This is a genomic window from Pseudomonas sp. N-137, from assembly GCF_034555295.1.
GTDB lineage: Bacteria > Pseudomonadota > Gammaproteobacteria > Pseudomonadales > Pseudomonadaceae > Aquipseudomonas > Aquipseudomonas rhizophila.
The window spans coordinates 1-17,226 of record NZ_JAXUDQ010000032.1 but is presented as its reverse complement, the minus strand read 5'-3'; the positions used below and the strand labels follow the sequence as shown (position 1 = coordinate 17,226).

Annotated in this window: 14 protein-coding genes and 1 rRNA gene; 1 reads left to right on the top strand and 14 read right to left on the bottom strand. The window is 60.3% G+C overall.

Annotation, left to right across the window (positions count from 1 at the left end; genetic code table 11):
- Window positions 1-47: 47 nt before the first annotated feature.
- The 3 genes from T3A99_RS26635 to T3A99_RS26625 form a co-directional block, all read right to left on the bottom strand.
- On the bottom strand, window positions 48-1,709 hold the full coding sequence (locus T3A99_RS26635) for a vWA domain-containing protein (protein ID WP_322834962.1): 1,662 nt from the start codon (window positions 1,707-1,709) through the stop codon (window positions 48-50).
- A gap of 101 nt (window positions 1,710-1,810) precedes the next feature.
- Window positions 1,811-2,392 carry a hypothetical protein gene (locus T3A99_RS26630; RefSeq protein ID WP_322834961.1) on the bottom strand — a complete coding sequence of 194 codons (582 nt, stop codon included), beginning with the start codon at window positions 2,390-2,392 and terminating at the stop codon, window positions 1,811-1,813.
- Between the two features lie 164 nt (window positions 2,393-2,556).
- Window positions 2,557-3,558, bottom strand: coding sequence for a zinc-dependent alcohol dehydrogenase family protein (locus T3A99_RS26625; RefSeq protein ID WP_322834960.1), 1,002 nt, complete (start codon window positions 3,556-3,558; stop codon window positions 2,557-2,559).
- 107 nt (window positions 3,559-3,665) lie between these two features.
- On the opposite strand from T3A99_RS26625, the gene T3A99_RS26620 reads away from it, so the two are divergent.
- Complete coding sequence (locus tag T3A99_RS26620) at window positions 3,666-4,544, top strand: LysR family transcriptional regulator (protein WP_160891511.1); 879 nt, start codon at window positions 3,666-3,668, stop codon at window positions 4,542-4,544.
- Window positions 4,545-4,552: 8 nt separating this feature from the next.
- On the opposite strand, the gene T3A99_RS26615 is transcribed toward T3A99_RS26620, so the two are convergent.
- The 11 genes from T3A99_RS26615 to rrf form a co-directional block, all read right to left on the bottom strand.
- Window positions 4,553-5,284, bottom strand: coding sequence for a hypothetical protein (locus T3A99_RS26615; RefSeq protein WP_160891510.1), 732 nt, complete (start codon window positions 5,282-5,284; stop codon window positions 4,553-4,555).
- Window positions 5,285-5,353: 69 nt separating this feature from the next.
- Complete coding sequence (locus T3A99_RS26610; protein ID WP_107321441.1) at window positions 5,354-6,667, bottom strand: MFS transporter; 1,314 nt, start codon at window positions 6,665-6,667, stop codon at window positions 5,354-5,356.
- A gap of 39 nt (window positions 6,668-6,706) precedes the next feature.
- Entirely contained in the window at window positions 6,707-6,880 is a 174-nt protein-coding gene (locus tag T3A99_RS26605; protein ID WP_322834959.1) for a hypothetical protein, read from the bottom strand.
- A gap of 134 nt (window positions 6,881-7,014) precedes the next feature.
- Window positions 7,015-7,575 (bottom strand): YbhB/YbcL family Raf kinase inhibitor-like protein, encoded by a 561-nt coding sequence (locus T3A99_RS26600; protein ID WP_047230321.1) that lies wholly within the window; start codon window positions 7,573-7,575, stop codon window positions 7,015-7,017.
- Window positions 7,576-7,918: 343 nt separating this feature from the next.
- Window positions 7,919-8,422: a poly-beta-1,6-N-acetyl-D-glucosamine biosynthesis protein PgaD gene (pgaD, locus tag T3A99_RS26595; RefSeq protein WP_047230322.1), complete on the bottom strand. Its 504-nt coding sequence runs from the start codon at window positions 8,420-8,422 to the stop codon at window positions 7,919-7,921.
- Window positions 8,419-9,774 carry a poly-beta-1,6-N-acetyl-D-glucosamine synthase gene (pgaC, locus tag T3A99_RS26590; RefSeq protein ID WP_076383117.1) on the bottom strand — a complete coding sequence of 452 codons (1,356 nt, stop codon included), beginning with the start codon at window positions 9,772-9,774 and terminating at the stop codon, window positions 8,419-8,421. The genes pgaD and pgaC overlap by 4 nt, the downstream gene beginning before the upstream one ends.
- A gap of 1 nt (window position 9,775) precedes the next feature.
- Window positions 9,776-11,773, bottom strand: coding sequence for a poly-beta-1,6-N-acetyl-D-glucosamine N-deacetylase PgaB (gene pgaB, locus T3A99_RS26585; RefSeq protein ID WP_160891509.1), 1,998 nt, complete (start codon window positions 11,771-11,773; stop codon window positions 9,776-9,778).
- 12 nt (window positions 11,774-11,785) lie between these two features.
- Window positions 11,786-14,266 carry a poly-beta-1,6 N-acetyl-D-glucosamine export porin PgaA gene (gene pgaA, locus T3A99_RS26580; protein WP_322834958.1) on the bottom strand — a complete coding sequence of 827 codons (2,481 nt, stop codon included), beginning with the start codon at window positions 14,264-14,266 and terminating at the stop codon, window positions 11,786-11,788.
- A gap of 229 nt (window positions 14,267-14,495) precedes the next feature.
- Window positions 14,496-16,001 carry a YdgA family protein gene (locus T3A99_RS26575; protein ID WP_047230326.1) on the bottom strand — a complete coding sequence of 502 codons (1,506 nt, stop codon included), beginning with the start codon at window positions 15,999-16,001 and terminating at the stop codon, window positions 14,496-14,498.
- A 155-nt stretch (window positions 16,002-16,156) separates the two neighbouring features.
- Window positions 16,157-16,792 (bottom strand): NADH:ubiquinone oxidoreductase subunit N, encoded by a 636-nt coding sequence (locus tag T3A99_RS26570; protein WP_322834957.1) that lies wholly within the window; start codon window positions 16,790-16,792, stop codon window positions 16,157-16,159.
- 182 nt (window positions 16,793-16,974) lie between these two features.
- Window positions 16,975-17,090: ribosomal RNA gene (gene rrf / locus T3A99_RS26565) — 5S ribosomal RNA — on the bottom strand.
- Between the last annotated feature and the right edge of the window lie 136 nt (window positions 17,091-17,226).

Genomic DNA, 17,226 nt, shown 5'->3' with positions numbered 1-17,226 from the left:
ATCGCGAACAGGCTCGCTCCCACATTTGATCCTCGTCGTGGTCAGGATCAGCGCTCAAGGCTCTGCGCGAGTTCCACTAACTGGACAAATTCGGCACGCAGCCCAAACGGATCATCGCTCCGGGCGGAACGGGCCAATTGCGCGGTGTCCTTCAAGCTCATCGTCCCAGTGTAGCGGCCATCCCCCTTGAGCTGTTGGGCGAAGGCGGCCACAGCGGCCGAGAAGCGCAAGTCGTCGCTGGCCTTGTCATTTTTTTGCGTACTGGCGACAGGATGCTCGATCAATCGACTGCTCCCGCCTTCAACGGGCTTGTAGCGCACGCGCAGCATCGCCAACTCCCCTGCCTTGCCCTCCAGCTTGGGTGTGCTCGCATAACGCAACGGTTCCAACCAGCCCTGCTCGCCTTTCGGAACAATTTCATACAACGCGGTCACCGTGTGCCCGGCGCCTATTTCGCCCGCATCAACCTTGTCGTTGTTGAAATCCTCACGCTTGAGCGCGCGGTTCTCATACCCCAACAGCCGATACTCACTGACCTGAGCGGGGTTGAACTCCACCTGCAACTTCACATCCCGCGCCACCACCGCCAGGGTGGAGCTGAGCTGGTCCACCAATACCTTGCGCGCTTCAAGCAAGTTGTCGATGTAGGCGTAGTTGCCATCACCGGCATCGGCCAATTGCTCCATCAGGTGTTCATTGTAGTTATCCACACCGAAGCCCAGCGTGGTCAGGGATACACCGCTTTTACGTCGGTCCACCGCCATTTGCTTGAGGCTGTCGAAGTCACTGACACCGACATTGAAGTCGCCATCGGTGGCCAGCAGGATGCGATTGATGCCTTTGTCGATAAAGCTTTCCTGAGCCATCTGATAGGCCAGCTCGATCCCCGACGCACCTGCGGTGGAACCGCCGGCGTCCAACTGATCGATGGCGTTGCGGATCTTGACCTTGTCGCGGCCCGAGGTCGGCTTGAGCACCACCCGGGATTCGCCGGCGTACACCACCAGAGACACCCGGTCCTGCTCGCGCAATTGCTCCACCAATAACTTCAGGGTGCTCTTGACTAGCGGCAGGCCCTCGCGTCGGTCCATGGAGCCGGAAACATCCACCAAAAACACCAGGTTGGCCGGCGCCAGGTCCGCCACGGCGCGATCGCTCGCCTTGATGCCAATACGCAACAGGCGCGTGTGAGGGTTCCATGGCGACGGGGCCACTTCAGTGGTCACGCCGAAGGGAGAACCGTCGGTGGGGAAGGCATAGTCGTAAGGGAAATAGTTGACCATTTCCTCCAGTCGTACGGCGCCTTCGGGCGGCAGGCTACCTTGATTGAGGAAACGTCGCACATTAGCGTAGCTGCCGGTATCGACATCGACGCTGAAGGTCGAGACCGGCGTTTCGGCAACACTATGAATAGGATTGTCCTGCAGTTTTTCATACTGCTCGCGGGGCTCGGCGCGGTAATCCCCCGCGACAGCATCGGTCCTCACCCTTGGCGAGGGCATCGAAGCCGGAGCGGCCATACGCTTGACCAGAGGCTCGCGCACGTTAGCAACTTCGCTTTGCCGCACCGGGGCGGGGGACGCAGACGGTGGTTCGGCCGGCGTGGCAGCCTCCCGGGACGAAGACAACCCACAACCGGCCAATGCCACCAGCAAGGTCACGGCGAAGCCCTGGGCAGCAGGACGTAGGAATGAAGGAGGACAGGACATGGGTTGAACCTCGTGAATGAATGATCCGTTCACAGGGTCAGACGCGAGGCACTCGTGGTTCGGGTTAACGACCACGATATTCTTTTAATACGCGAGCATGCCTAGCGGGACGGAATGGCCCGCAGGTCGTCGGCGATAAAGCGGCTCAGTTGGCCGGTGTAAAAGCCTTCGACATCCGAGTTACCTCTGTTGGTCAGAGCGCCCACCATGCTTCTCATGTTCTGAAATTGCCCGATCGCGCCGCCCGGCATCAGCCCCTGACGGGCCTGGGCAAAGTGCAAGACCTCGGCGCCGGCCTTCTTCACCTTGACCTGATAGCTGAAATCGACACTGGCGAGGAACGTGCCATCGGCAACGATTTTGCTCATGAAGCCACCTTGGGTGTCTTGAATACGTCGCGCGTAGACGCTGTTGACGTCCAGCAGATAGTCGGCGGTTTCCTTGCTGGAGGCATAGCGATTGTCCTCGAGCAGGCGGCCGATCAGGTCGGTGTGCAATTGCTCACGGACCTTTTCGTCAGGCAAAAAGCGATCGTTCTTGCCTACGACTTCAACGTCGAAGGTGTCGATCCAGAAGGTGGCGGTTTGGGGAATCGTTACCGGAGTGGCGGAGACATAGTAATCGGGTTTGGAGGCACAGCCCGCCATAAGGCAGAGGGCCAGGAATATGGCAAAAACGCGCATGTCTGAATTCGTCCCTGAAAGGTAGTGGCATAGTGACAGCGGCATTCTACGGAGTTTGGACGGGTTCTCAAGTTTTGGCGGCAGCGGATGGCGGCAAAACCCCGGCCGTTGCAGACCGGGGCGATTTTATGGGTGCGGCTTCCGGATAACAGTTGCAGACCGCGTCACTCCCCCGCCATCTCTACCACCGTCTTCCCTTGCCCACGCCCCTGCGCTACTTGCGCAAACGCCTCATTCACGTCTCCCAGGCCAAACCGATGTGGGTCTACCTTGATGCGCAGTACCCCGGCCTCAACCAAAGCCGCCGCTTCGCGCAATATCCGACCATGGTGCTCGCGCCCCTTGCCGGTCAGCAACGGCATCAAGGTAAACACCCCGGAATAACTCGCCCCCTTGAACGACAACGGTGCCAGGCTGTGTTGTCCCCAGCCGAGACAACTGAGTACGTGGCCGGTATAGGTTTTCACTGCGTTGAAGGACGCATCCAGTGTCGAGCCGCCGACGGTGTCGTAAACGATGTCGAAACCTTCGCCATCGGTGTGCAGGCCCACATAACTGTCAGTGTCCTGCGCCCGGTAGTCGATAGGGGTCGCGCCCAGTTCACGGATGAAATCCAGGCTGGTGGCCGAGCCGGTGGCATAGACCTCGGCGCCGCGGGCCTTGGCAATTTGCACGGCGATTTGACCGACGCCGCCCGCGCCGCCGTGGATCAGCACTTGTTGGCCGGCCCGAACATTGGCCCGGTCTACCAACCCTTCCCAGGCGGTGATGAAGACCAATGGCAAGGCTGCCGCTTCGCGCATGCTCAACGAACCGGGCTTGAGCGCAATCAGGTGAGCATCGACGGCAATGTATTCGGCCAGCGCACCCTGGGCGCCGCCGATGCCGCCGGCCATGCCGAACACGTCATCGCCGGGGGCGAAATCGTGCACGCCCTCTCCCAGCTCAACGACTGTTCCGGCCAGATCGATACCCAGTACGGCGGGCAGCGGCTGGCGGGCATGAGCGCCGCCACCTGCCGCGATCTTGGTATCCAGAGGATTGATCCCTGCGGCGTGAACCCTGATCAATACCTGTCCTTTGCCGGGAACAGGCCGGGGAATGTGGCGAACGACCAGCGGAGCCTGAGCGGTTTGGGCAATGGCGGCGAACATGGTGTTGTTCATGACAGTAAACCTCCAATGAGTGGGTGAGTACATGTTGCGGCCGTCGACGCATTCCGATAAGTAAGCAACTATGGATAGGATTTATTCCAACCAGAGGCCAAATCCCGATGAATCTATTCGACGCGATGCAGATGTTCGTGCGAGTGGTAGAGCGCGGTTCGTTCTCGGCGGTCGCCCGGGAGCTGAACCTGGGTCAACCAGCGGTTAGCAAGCAGATCCGCGCGCTGGAACAACACCTTGGCGGTGCGTTGTTTGCCCGCAGCACTCGCCATCTTGCGCTGACCGACCAAGGCCAGCGTTTCTATATCCACAGCAAGGAAATACTCAGCAGCCTCGACACGGCCCGGCTCAGTTTCACCCGTGGCCAGGAGCAGATCGCCGGCCCTTTGCGTGTGGCCGCCCCGGTGAGTTTCGGGCGGCTGTGCATTGCGCCCTTGATGAGGGAGTTTTTGGCGCGCCATCCACAGGTTCACATCGACCTGAAACTGAACGACCAAAATGAAGATGTGCTGAAAGAAAACATCGACGTCGCCATTCGTATCGGCGTGGTGAAAAACGAAGGGCTGGTCGCGGTTTCCCTCGGCGATAGTCCGCGCCGGGTGTATGCCGCTCCCGCCTACCTGCAACAACACGGCACACCGCTGGAGCCGGCGGATCTTGCCCGCCACAATTGCTTGGGCTTCACGCTGCTGGAGCATTACGACGTTTGGCGTTTCGACCAGCAGGACAAACAGCACCGAGTGACGATCAAGGGCAATGTCACCAGCAACAGCAGCGAGGCAATTCGCGAGATGGTTCTTAGCGGGCTGGGCATTTCGCTTTCACCGCAGTGGTTATTCGCCGCGGATGTTCGCCAGGGAACCGTGTCCAGCCTGCTGGAGGCTTATCAACCCGTAGCGCTGCCCATCAGCGCCGTGTTCAGCCAAGACCGGCGCCGCTCGGCAAGAACTCGCGCCTTTGTGGATTTTCTGCGCGAGCGTCTTTGAGCAGCCGGTTATGCGTAACGAACCTGACTGATATCAATCGCCACCAGCAATTCCCCCTCCACCGCCTGATCGTCCGCATCCCGCCGATACGCCCGGCGCTTGCTGGGCATGCACAGCCCATCGGCCTTGATGTAGTCCTCCACATACTGGGCCGCCGGCAGGCCACCGCTCACGTCCACGGTGTAATCATGCCGGCGCAGCAGATAGTCATCGCCAAAGTAGAAGTCCTGGACCGGGCAGTGAGTGGCGAGGGTGTCCGGGAAGTTCACCCGCAAGCGGCGCCAGACCTGGCCACCTTCCTTCCAGGGTTCCAGCTCCTGGCTGGTGACACCCGGAAAAGTAAACAGGAACGGCATGGTCAGGTAGGACCAGAGCGCATATCCATTGAAGTAGGCACGGTGAAGCGGATCCCACGCAGTGGTTTGCTCGTGCTTGAAGAACGAAGCCCTGGGGTCCGAACGCTCAGCGATCACTTTGCCCTCGGTGGTTTCGATGGCGATGCGATCAGGCGTGAAGGCGGTGCGCTGGTTCAGCGCACCGAACGGCATGACCGAGGCGCGCTGTTCATGCAGCCAGACAGTCATCTGCCGTGGAGCATTGTCTTGCGTTAACCCCTTCATGGCCCACAACGAACCGCCGGTCACAAGAGTGACCTGGACAGTGTTGAAAGTGTTCCAGCGCTCGAGACCGCCGTGGGCAATCAGGACTTGTTCCAGCAGGTCGTGCTTGTGCGCCTTCATGATGGCCGTCCTCCTCAAGTTGGAAACGGGGTCATTCATGAGTGTAGTCGTGCACCTGGGGCAGAGTCCTTACGATTCACAGGCCAACGAGGCCTGCGCGGTCTTCGAATGCCGGGCGGGAAAATACGCCGCCGCAGCCACACCCACCGCGCCCATCACCACGCAATACCCCACGCACACCCATGGGCTCCACGGCATCAGTGCGATCAGCACCAAAGGCGTCACGCTGGCCCACAAGGCATAGGCAATGTTGTAGGTGAACGAGATGCCGGACACGCGGATTTTCGGCGGAAACAGGCTGACCATCACCGATGGCACCGCACCGACCACGCCGCAACCCAGGCCCGCCACAGCGTAGGCCAGGCCCAGCCAGGCGCCGCCGCTGATCAGGCTGGCGTAGAGCACGGCGATGCCCATCGGCAACAGCAGGCTGTAGAGCATGACAGTGCGCCAGGCGCCGATGCGGTCGACGATGAGGCCGGCCAGAACGCAGCCGATGTTCAGGAAGACGATGCCCAGGCTGCTCAAAGCGAACGTGTGACTAGGGGTCATGCCGAAACTTTTTTGCATCACGGTCGGGGTGATGACCACGAACACCACCACGGCGGACGTCAGCACGCAGGTGAGGATGGCGGCGGGCAACAAGGCGTGGCGATGGTCCCGCAGCACGGTGCGTAGCGGCAGTTCCGTCGCGCCCTCGCGCTTGGCTTGCAGGGCCATGAAGATCGGCGTTTCGCTCAGCCAGCGGCGCAGCCAGACGCCGATTACACCGAAGACCCCGCCCAGCAGGAACGGCAAGCGCCAGGCGTAATCGAGAATTTCTGCTGCCGTGAATATCTGCGCCAGCGCCGTGGCGGTCAGGGCGCCCAGCAAATAGCCGAAGGTCAGACCAGCCTGGAGGAAACCCAGCGCGTAGCCGCGATGCTGCAGCGGTGCATGTTCGGCCACGAACACCCAGGCGCTCGGCACTTCGCCGCCCACCGCCGCGCCTTGCAGGATGCGCAGCGCCAGCAGCAGCAACGGGGCGAAATAGCCGATTTGCGCGTAGGTCGGCATCACGCCGATAAGCAGGCAAGGCAAGGCCATCATCAGGATGCTCAGGCTGAACACCCGCTTGCGCCCCAGGCGATCGGCGAAGTGCGCCATGAGGATGCCACCCAGGGGCCGTGCCAGGTAGCCGGTGGCGAAAATCCCGAAACTTTGCAACAGGCGTAGCCATTCGGGCATTTGCGGCGGGAAGAACAGTTGGCTGAGCACCAGGGCGAAGAAGACGAAGATGATGAAATCGTAGATTTCCAGCGCGCCACCCAGGGCGGCGAGGCCCAGGGTTTTGTAGTCGGATCGGCTGAATCGGGCGTCTGGCAGATGAGTTGTGGCAGTCATGGGCAGATTTAAACAAGAAAAGTTTTTGAGAAGGACGGTTCAGGCGTCTTGGCCGTCGTCCATGGGCCGTGCCGGTGGTTGGTCTGGCTCAGCGTCTTCGGCCTCTTCAGCAGGCAGGAAATCCTTGCGGCTCTGGGCGATGGCCCGGCGTATTTCGTCGCCTTTGGTGGGGCAGTTCTTGAGGCGGGCGATGCCGTCGGGTTTCTGCGTCATCGCCATCCTCCGGTATGAATGAACAGGGGCTCGATAGTGCTCGCTTTTGGCGCGTGATGCCAATTTTGTGGTTGAGGGTTGCTGCCCGACCCAGCGGGAGCAAGCTCCCTGGCCACAGGGAGCTGTTGCTTGGATTAGCGGTGGTAGCGACGCACTACGCTACTGTTGCGCAAGACGTGACCGTTGATTCTTTCCATCAGTTGAGGGCGTGTGAGGCCGGCTGGCAAGGCGTGCGGGGGCAGGTCGAGCGCGTATATCTGAATCAGGTAATGGTGAGCGCTGTCGCCGATAGGTGGGCAAGGGCCTATATAGCCGCGGGTGTTTTTACTGTTGGTACCGCTTACGCCTTCAAGGGCGGACTGGGTGCCCATGCCGGTCGGAATATGCCGCGTGCTGGCCTTGATGCCGTAATGAACCCAGTGGTCGACTCCCTGGCCTTTCTGGCCGTCCGGGTCGTGCATGACAATGGCGTAGCTGAGGGTGCCGGGCGGGCCCGCTGTCCAGCTCAAGGCCGGGGAAATGTTCTTACCGCCGCAGTTGTTGGCGTCACTGGCGGCCGCCGCGGTGAACAGCCGGTTATCCGACACACCTGGCATGCTGAGGGTGAAACGTTCCTGAGCCTGGGCCGCCCCTTGTGCGCACAGCACGAGGGCGATGGCCGCCAGCCAGGGAGTAAGGGAAGTCGATCGAGTCATACCGGGCACCTTATGCAGATCAGGCCATGGACGGCCTGCGAACTATAGCCGCAGCGCCTGCCAGGTTTCAGTGACAATTACGATGAACTTCGAATCCGCCACATCGATCTGCGTTGACCGTGATTCGCGACATCACCCATCCCCCTGTGGGAGCGAGCCTGCTCGCGATGGCGATGGTTCAGTTGGCATCCATGTTGACTGAAATACCGCTATCGCGAGCAGGCTCGCTCCCACATTTTGATTTGTGCTGACCGTACTCTGTGGGAGCGAACGCGGCGTTTTGAAGGAAATCTCCGAGGAACTGGAAAGCAACAAGATCAACAATCACAGCCTGCGGCAGCGCTTACACCGAGTGATCGACCGGCAGGTGAATCACCCGGGGCCTTTCCAGTGGTGCCAGTGGCGGCGGTTGCAGTTCCGGGCTCAGCAGATGGAAATGCGCCACGACGTGGCTGATATCACCGTCCTGGTTGTTATGGATGATCTTGGAGCCGGGCCGGCGCAACGTGTCCAGACGCGCGTCGGTCAATTTGAAGCTTTCGCTCAAGCTTTGATCGTCCACCACCGGCGCTGGCAGCCGACGCTGGGCGAAGCTGCGGCTTTTGCGCTGCTGATAGCGCGCCCAGGTAATCAGGATCACCGCATTGACCAAGGCGATCCAGCCATATATCTGCAACGTCCCGAGCGTGTCCATGAGCGAGCCACCGAGGCGCGGGCCTGCCTGGCTGTCAAACAGGGGCCAGAGCCCGTTGACCAACAGATACAACAGGCCCAGCCACGCCAGCACGGTAAAGAGCGCATCGATGACCACCAGAAAAGGTCTTTGTCGGGTCCTGATAATTTTCATCGGATCACTTCCTCTTCTTCGTCATCGAACGGTTTGATGCCGCGATCCGGGCTGACCCAGCGCGCGCGTTTCTGATGCTGCCCGAACAGCACTTTCGGGAAACTCACCAAGGTGGTGAACAGACTGATCAGCCAGAACACCAATGGGTACCACACCACCCAGAACATGATGTGCCACAAACCTTTTTCGTAGCGGCGATCGATCAGGATGCTCACCGCGAACTGCATCAGGCACACCACCGCCAACAGCAACCCGGTGAAGGCCGGTGGCATGAGGTGATCGACCGCGATGGCCGCTGGCATTTCGACGAATTTACCGGCGCCCCAGAAGATCACCGACAGCAGGAACGTGAACGCCCAACCGGTGGACAGGCAATATTCGAACAGCAGCGGCCACAGGTAGCGGTGGCGGTATTGCCAGATGCCGCGGATGTTCTTGAACAGCACTTCGGCCCCGCCCTGGGCCCAGCGCAGGCGCTGCCGCCACAGGCCGCGCAGGGTTTCGGGCATGAGGATCCAGCACAGGGCACGGGGTTCGTAGAAGATGCTCCAGTGGTCCAGTTGCAGCTTCCAGCTGATGTCGATGTCTTCGGTGATCATGTCCGGGCTCCAGTAGCCGACCCGGTGCAGGGCCGTACGACGGAAGGCGACGATCACACCGGAGACGGTGAAGATCCGCCCGAAGACGCGCTGGGTACGCTTGATCAAGCCAATGATCGAGGAAAACTCGCCAACCTGCACCCGGCCGATCAAAGTCGAACGAGTACGGATACGCGGATTACCGGTCACTGCACCGAGGCGGGCATTGTCCAGCATCGGTGCCACCAGGTAGGCGCAAGTGTTGGGTGCCAACAGCGCATCACCGTCGATGCACACCAGGTATTCACTGCGCGCCGCGATGGCGCCCATGCGCAGGGCCACGGCCTTGCCCTGGTTTTCCGCCAGATGCAGCACGCGCAGGCGCGGGTCATCAGCCGCCAGTTGGTCGAGCACTTGGGCGGTGTTGTCTTTCGAGCCGTCGTTGATGGCGATGACCTCGATGTTCGGGTAATGCTGGCCCAGCGCGGCGTGTATGGTATCGGCGACGTTGTCGCCCTCGTTGAAGCACGGAATCAGAATGCTGATCAGCGGTTCCCCGGCCAGCGGCGGCGGCAGGGTGTCGTCCTTCCACGGCCAGTGACGCTCCCAATGCAGCCAGAAATACAGGCCGCCGGCGATCCACAGCCCGGACATGAACAGCGGGTAAAAGAACACGAAGTCCATCAGGAATTGCCCGGTGACCAGGAAGATCAGGCCCAGGGGCACCCCAAGGACGATCGCCAGCACCAGCAGGGCGAGCAGTCTGTCGAGCATGTCAAGGATTCCACTTATTGGAGAGCGCCGGCCGCACGGTTTTCACAGCGGGCTGGTCTTCGATGAAGTTGTCCGGGTAGTAGCCGAAACTGGTCACGCCTGAACGCTTGAGGCGTCCCATCCATTCGGCCAATTGTTCGCCGTCGATGTCGCTGACCGGTTTGCTGTGCCAGTCACGGGCCTGCAATTCGAACACCGTGCGCTTGAGCGCACCGGGGCGGGCCTTGACGGTCTCCACCAGGCGCTCAAGCCAGGGACCGGATTGCTCGCGGGTCTGCTTTTCCATCAACGGCATGGCCATCGGGGCCGTCCAGTTGTAGGCGCCAAGAAAGTCGTCCAGGTTCTGGGCGAACCAGGCTTCGCTTTCGGGATTGAGCATCGGTTCGGCAAAAATATTGCGCGCTGTCAGCACCTGCGGGCCACGAATCGCGCGGACCTTGGCAGTGAGCTCGTGGGTGAAGTCGATCAGGTAGCGGCTCTTGAAACGAGTCCAGCGCTGCATCGCCGCTGGGTCGTCCCGCAGGGCGGCGATGGACGTCGGCAGGCCGTTGGCGGCATAGACTTTCAGGGCGGCGGGGCCGGCGTCCTCGAAGTCAGAAAACACGGCATCGTCGTGGTACAGAACGCCGTCCACCGAACTCATCCGTGCCAGGTCTTCGTAGATTTCACCGATGACACGTCGCACGCTCGGATCGAAGGGCGACAAGCGTACGTACTGATCCGGGTCCACACCCGTGCGGCCGGTTTCCGGGTCCCAACGTTGTACGCGGGGCAGTTTCGAATCCAGGCCAAAACTGAGCACTGGCATCCAGGCGAAGACCTTGGCGTTGGCCCGGGTTTTCAGTTGCCACGCAACCCGATCGAACAGATCGGCCCGTACCGGCAGATGACGGTTGGGAAAGTACAGCGAATGCACCAGACCATCACCTTTCGGATCGGCAAAGGCTTGCAGGAAAACGGTGTTGGCGCCCAGGTCGTAGATGCGCTGGATCAGCTTGCCGACATTGGCTTCCTGCTGCACAGGATCCGGGTCATAGACGTAATCCAGGTCGACATGGACCACCCGCAGGGGGTCCATGGTCTGCACGCCGACGACGCTCTCGGCGAAGTGCGCACCATCCGGATCGGAGGCCACCAGAAAACGCGGGCCACTCATCAGGTTATTGAGACTGTCCAGACCATCTTCCAGAGTCAGGGCCATTTGGTAGCCTTCGCTGCCAATCACCTGCAAGGCGGTGCCATCGGCGGCACCGTAGGGCCAGACCCACACGCGCGGACTGTAGCCGGTGACCTTGCGGATCTTCTCGGAAATGGCCACCACGTCCTTGCGCTGGCGAGCCTGGAAATCAGCTTCGCTTTCATAACGACCGGTGGCGGGATCGTAGCGCCGGGTCGTCGCCGCCGGTTGCAGGTTGCCTTGCGGGTTGGCCAGTACCCCTTTGTGATTGGCGTCGGTGTGGGCGGCGATTTCCACCAGGCCCGATTTCGAGACCTCGCGAATTTGCTCCCAGGTCAAAAACTCGGAGCGCTTGCGCGGCACTCCAGCGAAGTCCACCGGCTGGTTCGACGGCGTGTCGATCCAACTACCGACCGGGGCCAATAGCGCCGGCCAGTTATAGGCGCGCAGGATCGGCATGACGCGGGTGTAAAAGCTTGAGTAACCGTCGTCAAAACTCAACAACACCGCCCGCGGCGGCAGTTCCGGGCCACCGTTGCGAGCGGTGATGATCTGGTCCACGGTTACCGGCTGGTAGTTGTTTTCCCGCAGCCAAGCCAATTGCTCGATCAGGCGTTCGGTACGCACGGCCACGAGCGCCTGGTCGGGGTCGCGGTCTTCCACGTCGTGATAGGCGATGCCGAGCACATGGTTTTTCGGCCACGGGGCGTCGTTGGCCGCCAGCGGGCGCTGTGAGGGCGGTGTGAACGCCGGGGCTTGCTGGGCACAAGCGCTGATCAGCAAGACCCCCAGCAGAAGGATGAATCGCGAAATGACAGGCATCTTCAAACTCTTCTAGAAGCGGTAGGTGAGGTCGACAAGCAGGCGCAGATCGCTTTCGCGGTCGCCGTCATAGGGGCGGTTGAGCCAACTCAGTGCGGCACCTGCCTCAAGCACGTCGTTCCAGATAAAACGCTGGCCGTAGCTGAGCAGGCCCATGGCACCGGTGCTGTGGTCGCGCTGGCTGTAGGTACCGGCGCCGGCCTGGAACTGCTGACTCCACGTCGTTTCGTAGCGGCGGTACAACACATGATTGGCGCTGACGGTCGGCATGACGCTCAGATCTGACTTGGGGTTGAAGTAGGGGACTTCGTCAGAGCCGCTGTTGCGACTGGCACCCACTTCCAGGCCCAGCTCCACTTGCAGCCGCGGAGCGCTGTAAATGCCTTCGCGACCGGTGAGCAGGGTTTCGAGACGGTTGTTACCGTCACTGAAATGCGATGGGCTGACCGCCAGTTGCCACTCCCGGCTTTCATGGGCACGCCAGCGAACAAAACCACTGCCGCCGTTGGCGCGGATACCGCTGTTGAGCGCCCGCAGCGGGGTGGCGGCCGAGAGGTAATCCAGGCTGCCACCGTACTGCCAGTGATCGTTGATGTCCCGGGCCACGGCCAGGCGCGCCCCCTGCTTGTCACCGGAGCCGTAAGAGTGGTTGGAGACTTCCGCTTCCAGCGTCATGTCACGGGTGCGGCGCTCCACACCCAGACGCTGCCAGCGATGGTGGCCGGTGCCTTCTTCGAAATCGCCGGTGGCGTAACCGACGCCACCGAATAGCCGCCAGTCTTCACTGATGGGTGGGCTGTAGAGCAGCGTTTCAATGCCGAAGTCGCGACTACCGGTGACTGCACCGGCATCGCCGCTGCCGCCGCCATAACTCTTGCCGGTGTAGGCTTCGATACGCAGTTCAGCCATGTCGTGCACTTCGCGCTGGCGTTGCAGGCGTTTGACGTGGGCGTTCTCCGGGTACCGGGCGACCACGTCATCGGTCAGCGCGTCCATCTGCCGCCACTCCTGCAGATCCATGGCGGCGCGGGCCTGGGCGACTTCCAGCTCACGGTTACGCGGGGTCGTGGTCTCGACTTCCTTGAGCAGGCTTTCAGAACGTCGCGGCCATTGCCGGGCCTGGTACAAATCAGCCTGGGCCAGTCGCAACCCGATGTTGCCGGGGCCTTGATTGACCAGGGTCGCCAGACGCGTCTCGGCGGTGGGCAGGTCGGCGCCATATGTGCCGGCCTGAGCGGCGAGTTGTTGTGCGTCCATCCATTCGTCATTGGGGTTGCCGATGGGCAGCCCCTTGAGCTCGACGCGTGGTTGCTGGGATTTGGCCAAGTCTTCAGCCAGGGCACGGGCCTCTTCGGATTTTTCACTTTCCAGCAGTGCGTAGTAGAGCGCGGTGCTGTCTTCGAAGCGGTCCGCCGGATCGGCGTCAGGTGCCGTCAGTACCCGGCGGTACAGGTCGACGGCAATCTCCGGTTCACGCTGCTCCAGATAGGAGGACGCCACCCAGCGCAAGGCATAAGTGGGAATGGCAACCCCTTCAGCGAGCAGCCTTTGGTATTCAGCAATCACTTCAGCTCGTCGAGCACGGGCGTTCAGGGCGCCGATACGGTCGATGCGCCAGCGCAGTACATCGTCATGAGCCTCGGCCACCGGAGTCCAGGTGGCGAGCAGCTTGTCGTAATCGGCCAGGGCGCGGTCTGCGATAACGAAGCGATCCTTCTCGCTGCGGCTCGCCATGTCCGCCAGGCGCACCCGTTCAGCCGCAACATCGCCCTCCAGTCGCCGCTGCACGCCCTGATCGATCAACCCGGGTTGCAGACGAGCCAGGCGCAAGGCCGGCTCAGGCAAGCGGGCACGTTGCAGCGCAATGATGTATTCGCGGGCGACCTCGAGATTGTTGCCGGCGCGAGTAAAGGCCTGGTCGTATTCGAACAGCGCCTCGTGTGGACTGTTGGCACGGGTCAGGGCATATCCCAAGGCCAGTCGACGCGTCGGGTCCTCAGGTTTGGCTGCGACCATAGTCCTGGCACGACTGACTGCTTCGTCGGGTTTACCGGCGTCGGCCTGGGTTAAGGCCAGACCCAGTTGCAGATGGGGATTCTGAGGTTCGACTATCAAAGCCTGGCGATAGAGCGCGGTGGCCGAGTCCCAACGCTTGAGATTGCGATAGGCACGTGCCGTTGCAGTCAGCGCCGCAACGGGCAGGTCGCGATAGCGGCCTTGGGCTTCATAGACTTTCACCACCTCGGCATCAAAACCGGCCCAGCTGGCAATCTGCAGATGGTCACTGATTTGCGCGGTGCTGGCCTGATCGGCCGGGACCTGGCGCAAGGCGGTCAATGCAGGCGTGTAATGGCCGGCGCGAGCGTCATGCACCATCTGGTCATAGGCGGTATCGGCAAACGCCAGCACCGGCCAGCACAATTGGCTGCACAGCGCGAGGCGAAACAACGGGCGCAAACCACATTGAATAAAGGGACCCACAGTACGCGGCATTCGTCAGCATCCTTACATGGCCAGCCGGGTCGCAGTGCCCCCTTGCCCATCAAACAGGAAGCCGGATCAAAGGAATCCAGCCAAGCTCTAATGGACCTAGTTTTGCACTCTGGAGCGGGTCGTTTTCCAAAACGCCATAATTCTTCAGAATCGATGCAGATTTTCGCGGGCAAAAAAAACCGGCCTGTGCGCAATGCACAGGCCGGGCTTTGGATGTTGCTCCAGTCGATTACTGGATGGTTACGCCGCCACCCAACTTGTTCATCACAAACGCGGTGAATTGTTCGACTGTCATCTTCTGACCGTTGAAATCAACTTGATTGTTGGCGTAGTGCAGCTTGGTGACCACATCGTTGCCTTCAAGCGTTGCCAGCTCTGTGCCCACCGCCATCGCGCTGAACATATCGCTGGTGGCAGTGGCCTGATCGGCGATCAACTTGGCGTCGGTCTGGCCTTCCATTTGCGCCTGCACGGTCAACAGATCAACCAGCATCGGCTTGGAGACTTTCAAATTGAAATCCAGCAAGGCGAGCAACTGACGACCCAGTTGATCAGGCGGCAGGTCCATGGATTGCGGCTTGGTAAGGTCGATGACCAGCGTCGCGCGGCTTTCGCCATTGGCTGTAGTGAACGACAGATTTTCCAGTGCCACTTGCGGGCCGCCGGCCAGGAGTTTTTCCAGGTCGGCCTTGACCTGCGCCTCCTCAGCCTCGCTCAGCACCAGCTCTGGCGCTGGCTCACCGGCTGCTGCCGCTTCAGCCGCCGCCTGCTCGTAGGGTTGCAGCTTGGTTTGATAGACCTGCATGAGCGACATGGTGGCCGGGATGTCCAGGTTCTTCAGGCTGACCGCCATCTGCGCAGAACCGATAGCCTTATCGTTGAAGGACAACTCACCGACCTTGTAATCAGCACGCCCCGATGCGCTGGTGCCATTTTCGGTGCTGTTGTTCTTCATTTCGAAGTTCTTCAGGCCCAAGACCGACTTCTGCTCACCAAAAGTAGTCTTGCTGTTGCTGAGCATCAAAACGTTATCACCCATGTAATAACCATAAGTGCTCTTGCTCAGGTTGCTGGCGAGCGTCAGGCCGTTGAGCTCGACTTGCACCGGCGTCTGGTCTTCAGCAACAGTGGTCAGCTTGAAGCTGTCCATATAACCGTCAGCCTTGATTTTCTCTGCCTGGGCGCTGGAGGCCAGGTCGATCTTCAGGCCAGAGAAACTGAGCTGGGACTGTTCATCCAGCTTGGTGTCCAGGGGCAGCAACTCGAACGTGCCGTGGGTCGACTGGTCGTAGCCCAGGTTGACCACACCTTTGAGCGGCGACTTGTCCTTGGCAGCGACGAACCATTTCTCGGTCAACGGCGTGCGTTCAAGTTCGGTGTGGCTGGTAGCCATGACCGGCAACCATTTGAGCGTCATCAGGCGCGAGAACGGCAGCGGGCCATGTTCGATGTTGTCGACGAACAGCAATTCAACCGGTTCATCACCAAACATCTCGCCTTCACCTTTGAGGCGATAATGGGCGGTGCTGCTGAAAGTCCCACGGTCCAATGACACCAGCTCGATCGAAGCCGTGCCATTTGACCCGGCCAGGGCCGTTTGCATTTGCTTGTTGCTGTCGGCAATGGCGGTTTGCAGCACTCCTTCGAGTTTCGTTCCGGTGTACCAGGCGCCACCCGCGCTGATTGCACCGACGACCACAACGATTCCCAGAAGTACGCTTGCTGATTTATTCATGAGTGATCCGATCAATATCCATGGTTGAAAAAGCCGTCGTCTTCCCTGACACCGCTAAGGGTGTGGCTCGACGCCGCGAAGTGGAGGGAGATTACCATCAGGCATGCCAGCGGGCCCAATGTTTAAAGGGGGGAAGCGTTTTCTTGAGAGAGGGTCTACGAATATTGAACTTCAATCTCATCGAGTTGATGGTCGAACGTCTTCAGCCGTGCCGTCCAGGTGTACACCAACACTTCGAAATCACGATTGATCACCGTCGCGCCCGATGAGTCCGCGCGAGGATCGCAGAAGTCCAGTTGATAGCGCTCCCGGGCCATAGCGTTAGCGACGTCGCAGAGCTCACGAGCGTTGCTCAGCCAGTGCCAGTCGTCTTCGGCGACCTGTTTGTCCAATGCCGCACATTGGGTCTTCAAGGCCTCGAGACTTTTTTCCAATGGAGTACCGGTGAGTTCACCCATGACTTCCTGGAATGTGCGGCCAGGCTGCCAGTAACTGCCCCAGAAGTAACGATCGAAGACCGTTTCGACCCGGCGTAATGCAACCTTGGTATCCCAGATCAGCACTAGAGTCTTGCCCTGCTCAAGATGCTTTTTTTTGATGCGTTGCCCTTGGAGTGATGCCCAGGCCACGATTGCGATGGATATCACACCGATCAGCGCAGCCGCGCTATCGAGGAAGATCAGTGCTTTGTCGATCTGGTGAGTCAGCATGACGCCATAGAAATAAGTGGCCGAAAGCAACACCAACGCTGCGAGGGCGCACCAGAAGCCAGGAGCATAAGGGTTTTTCATTATTGGAATCCCCATGACCAGTGACGTCGCGGGCCATTTTTCAGATGCCCCGACTATCACAGCATAGCAATGGCCACAGGGTTTGCCGTGTGTGGCCAGCAATCATGAGGGGCGATCCGATTACCGGCCCAAAACGACAGAACCCCTGTCTGCATCAGCAGACAGGGGTTCTGGGAATTCAATCTTGACGATGACCTACTCTCACATGGGGAAACCCCACACTACCATCGGCGATGCATCGTTTCACTGCTGAGTTCGGGATGGGATCAGGTGGTTCCAATGCTCTATGGTCGTCAAGAAATTCTGTGACCGGCCCGTTCAACAGCAACGTGCCAGCGAAAATCGATAACGTCTACTAAAACAAAACCCCTACCTGCGTCAGCAGATAGGGGTTTCGGAATTTAATCTTGACGATGACCTACTCTCACATGGGG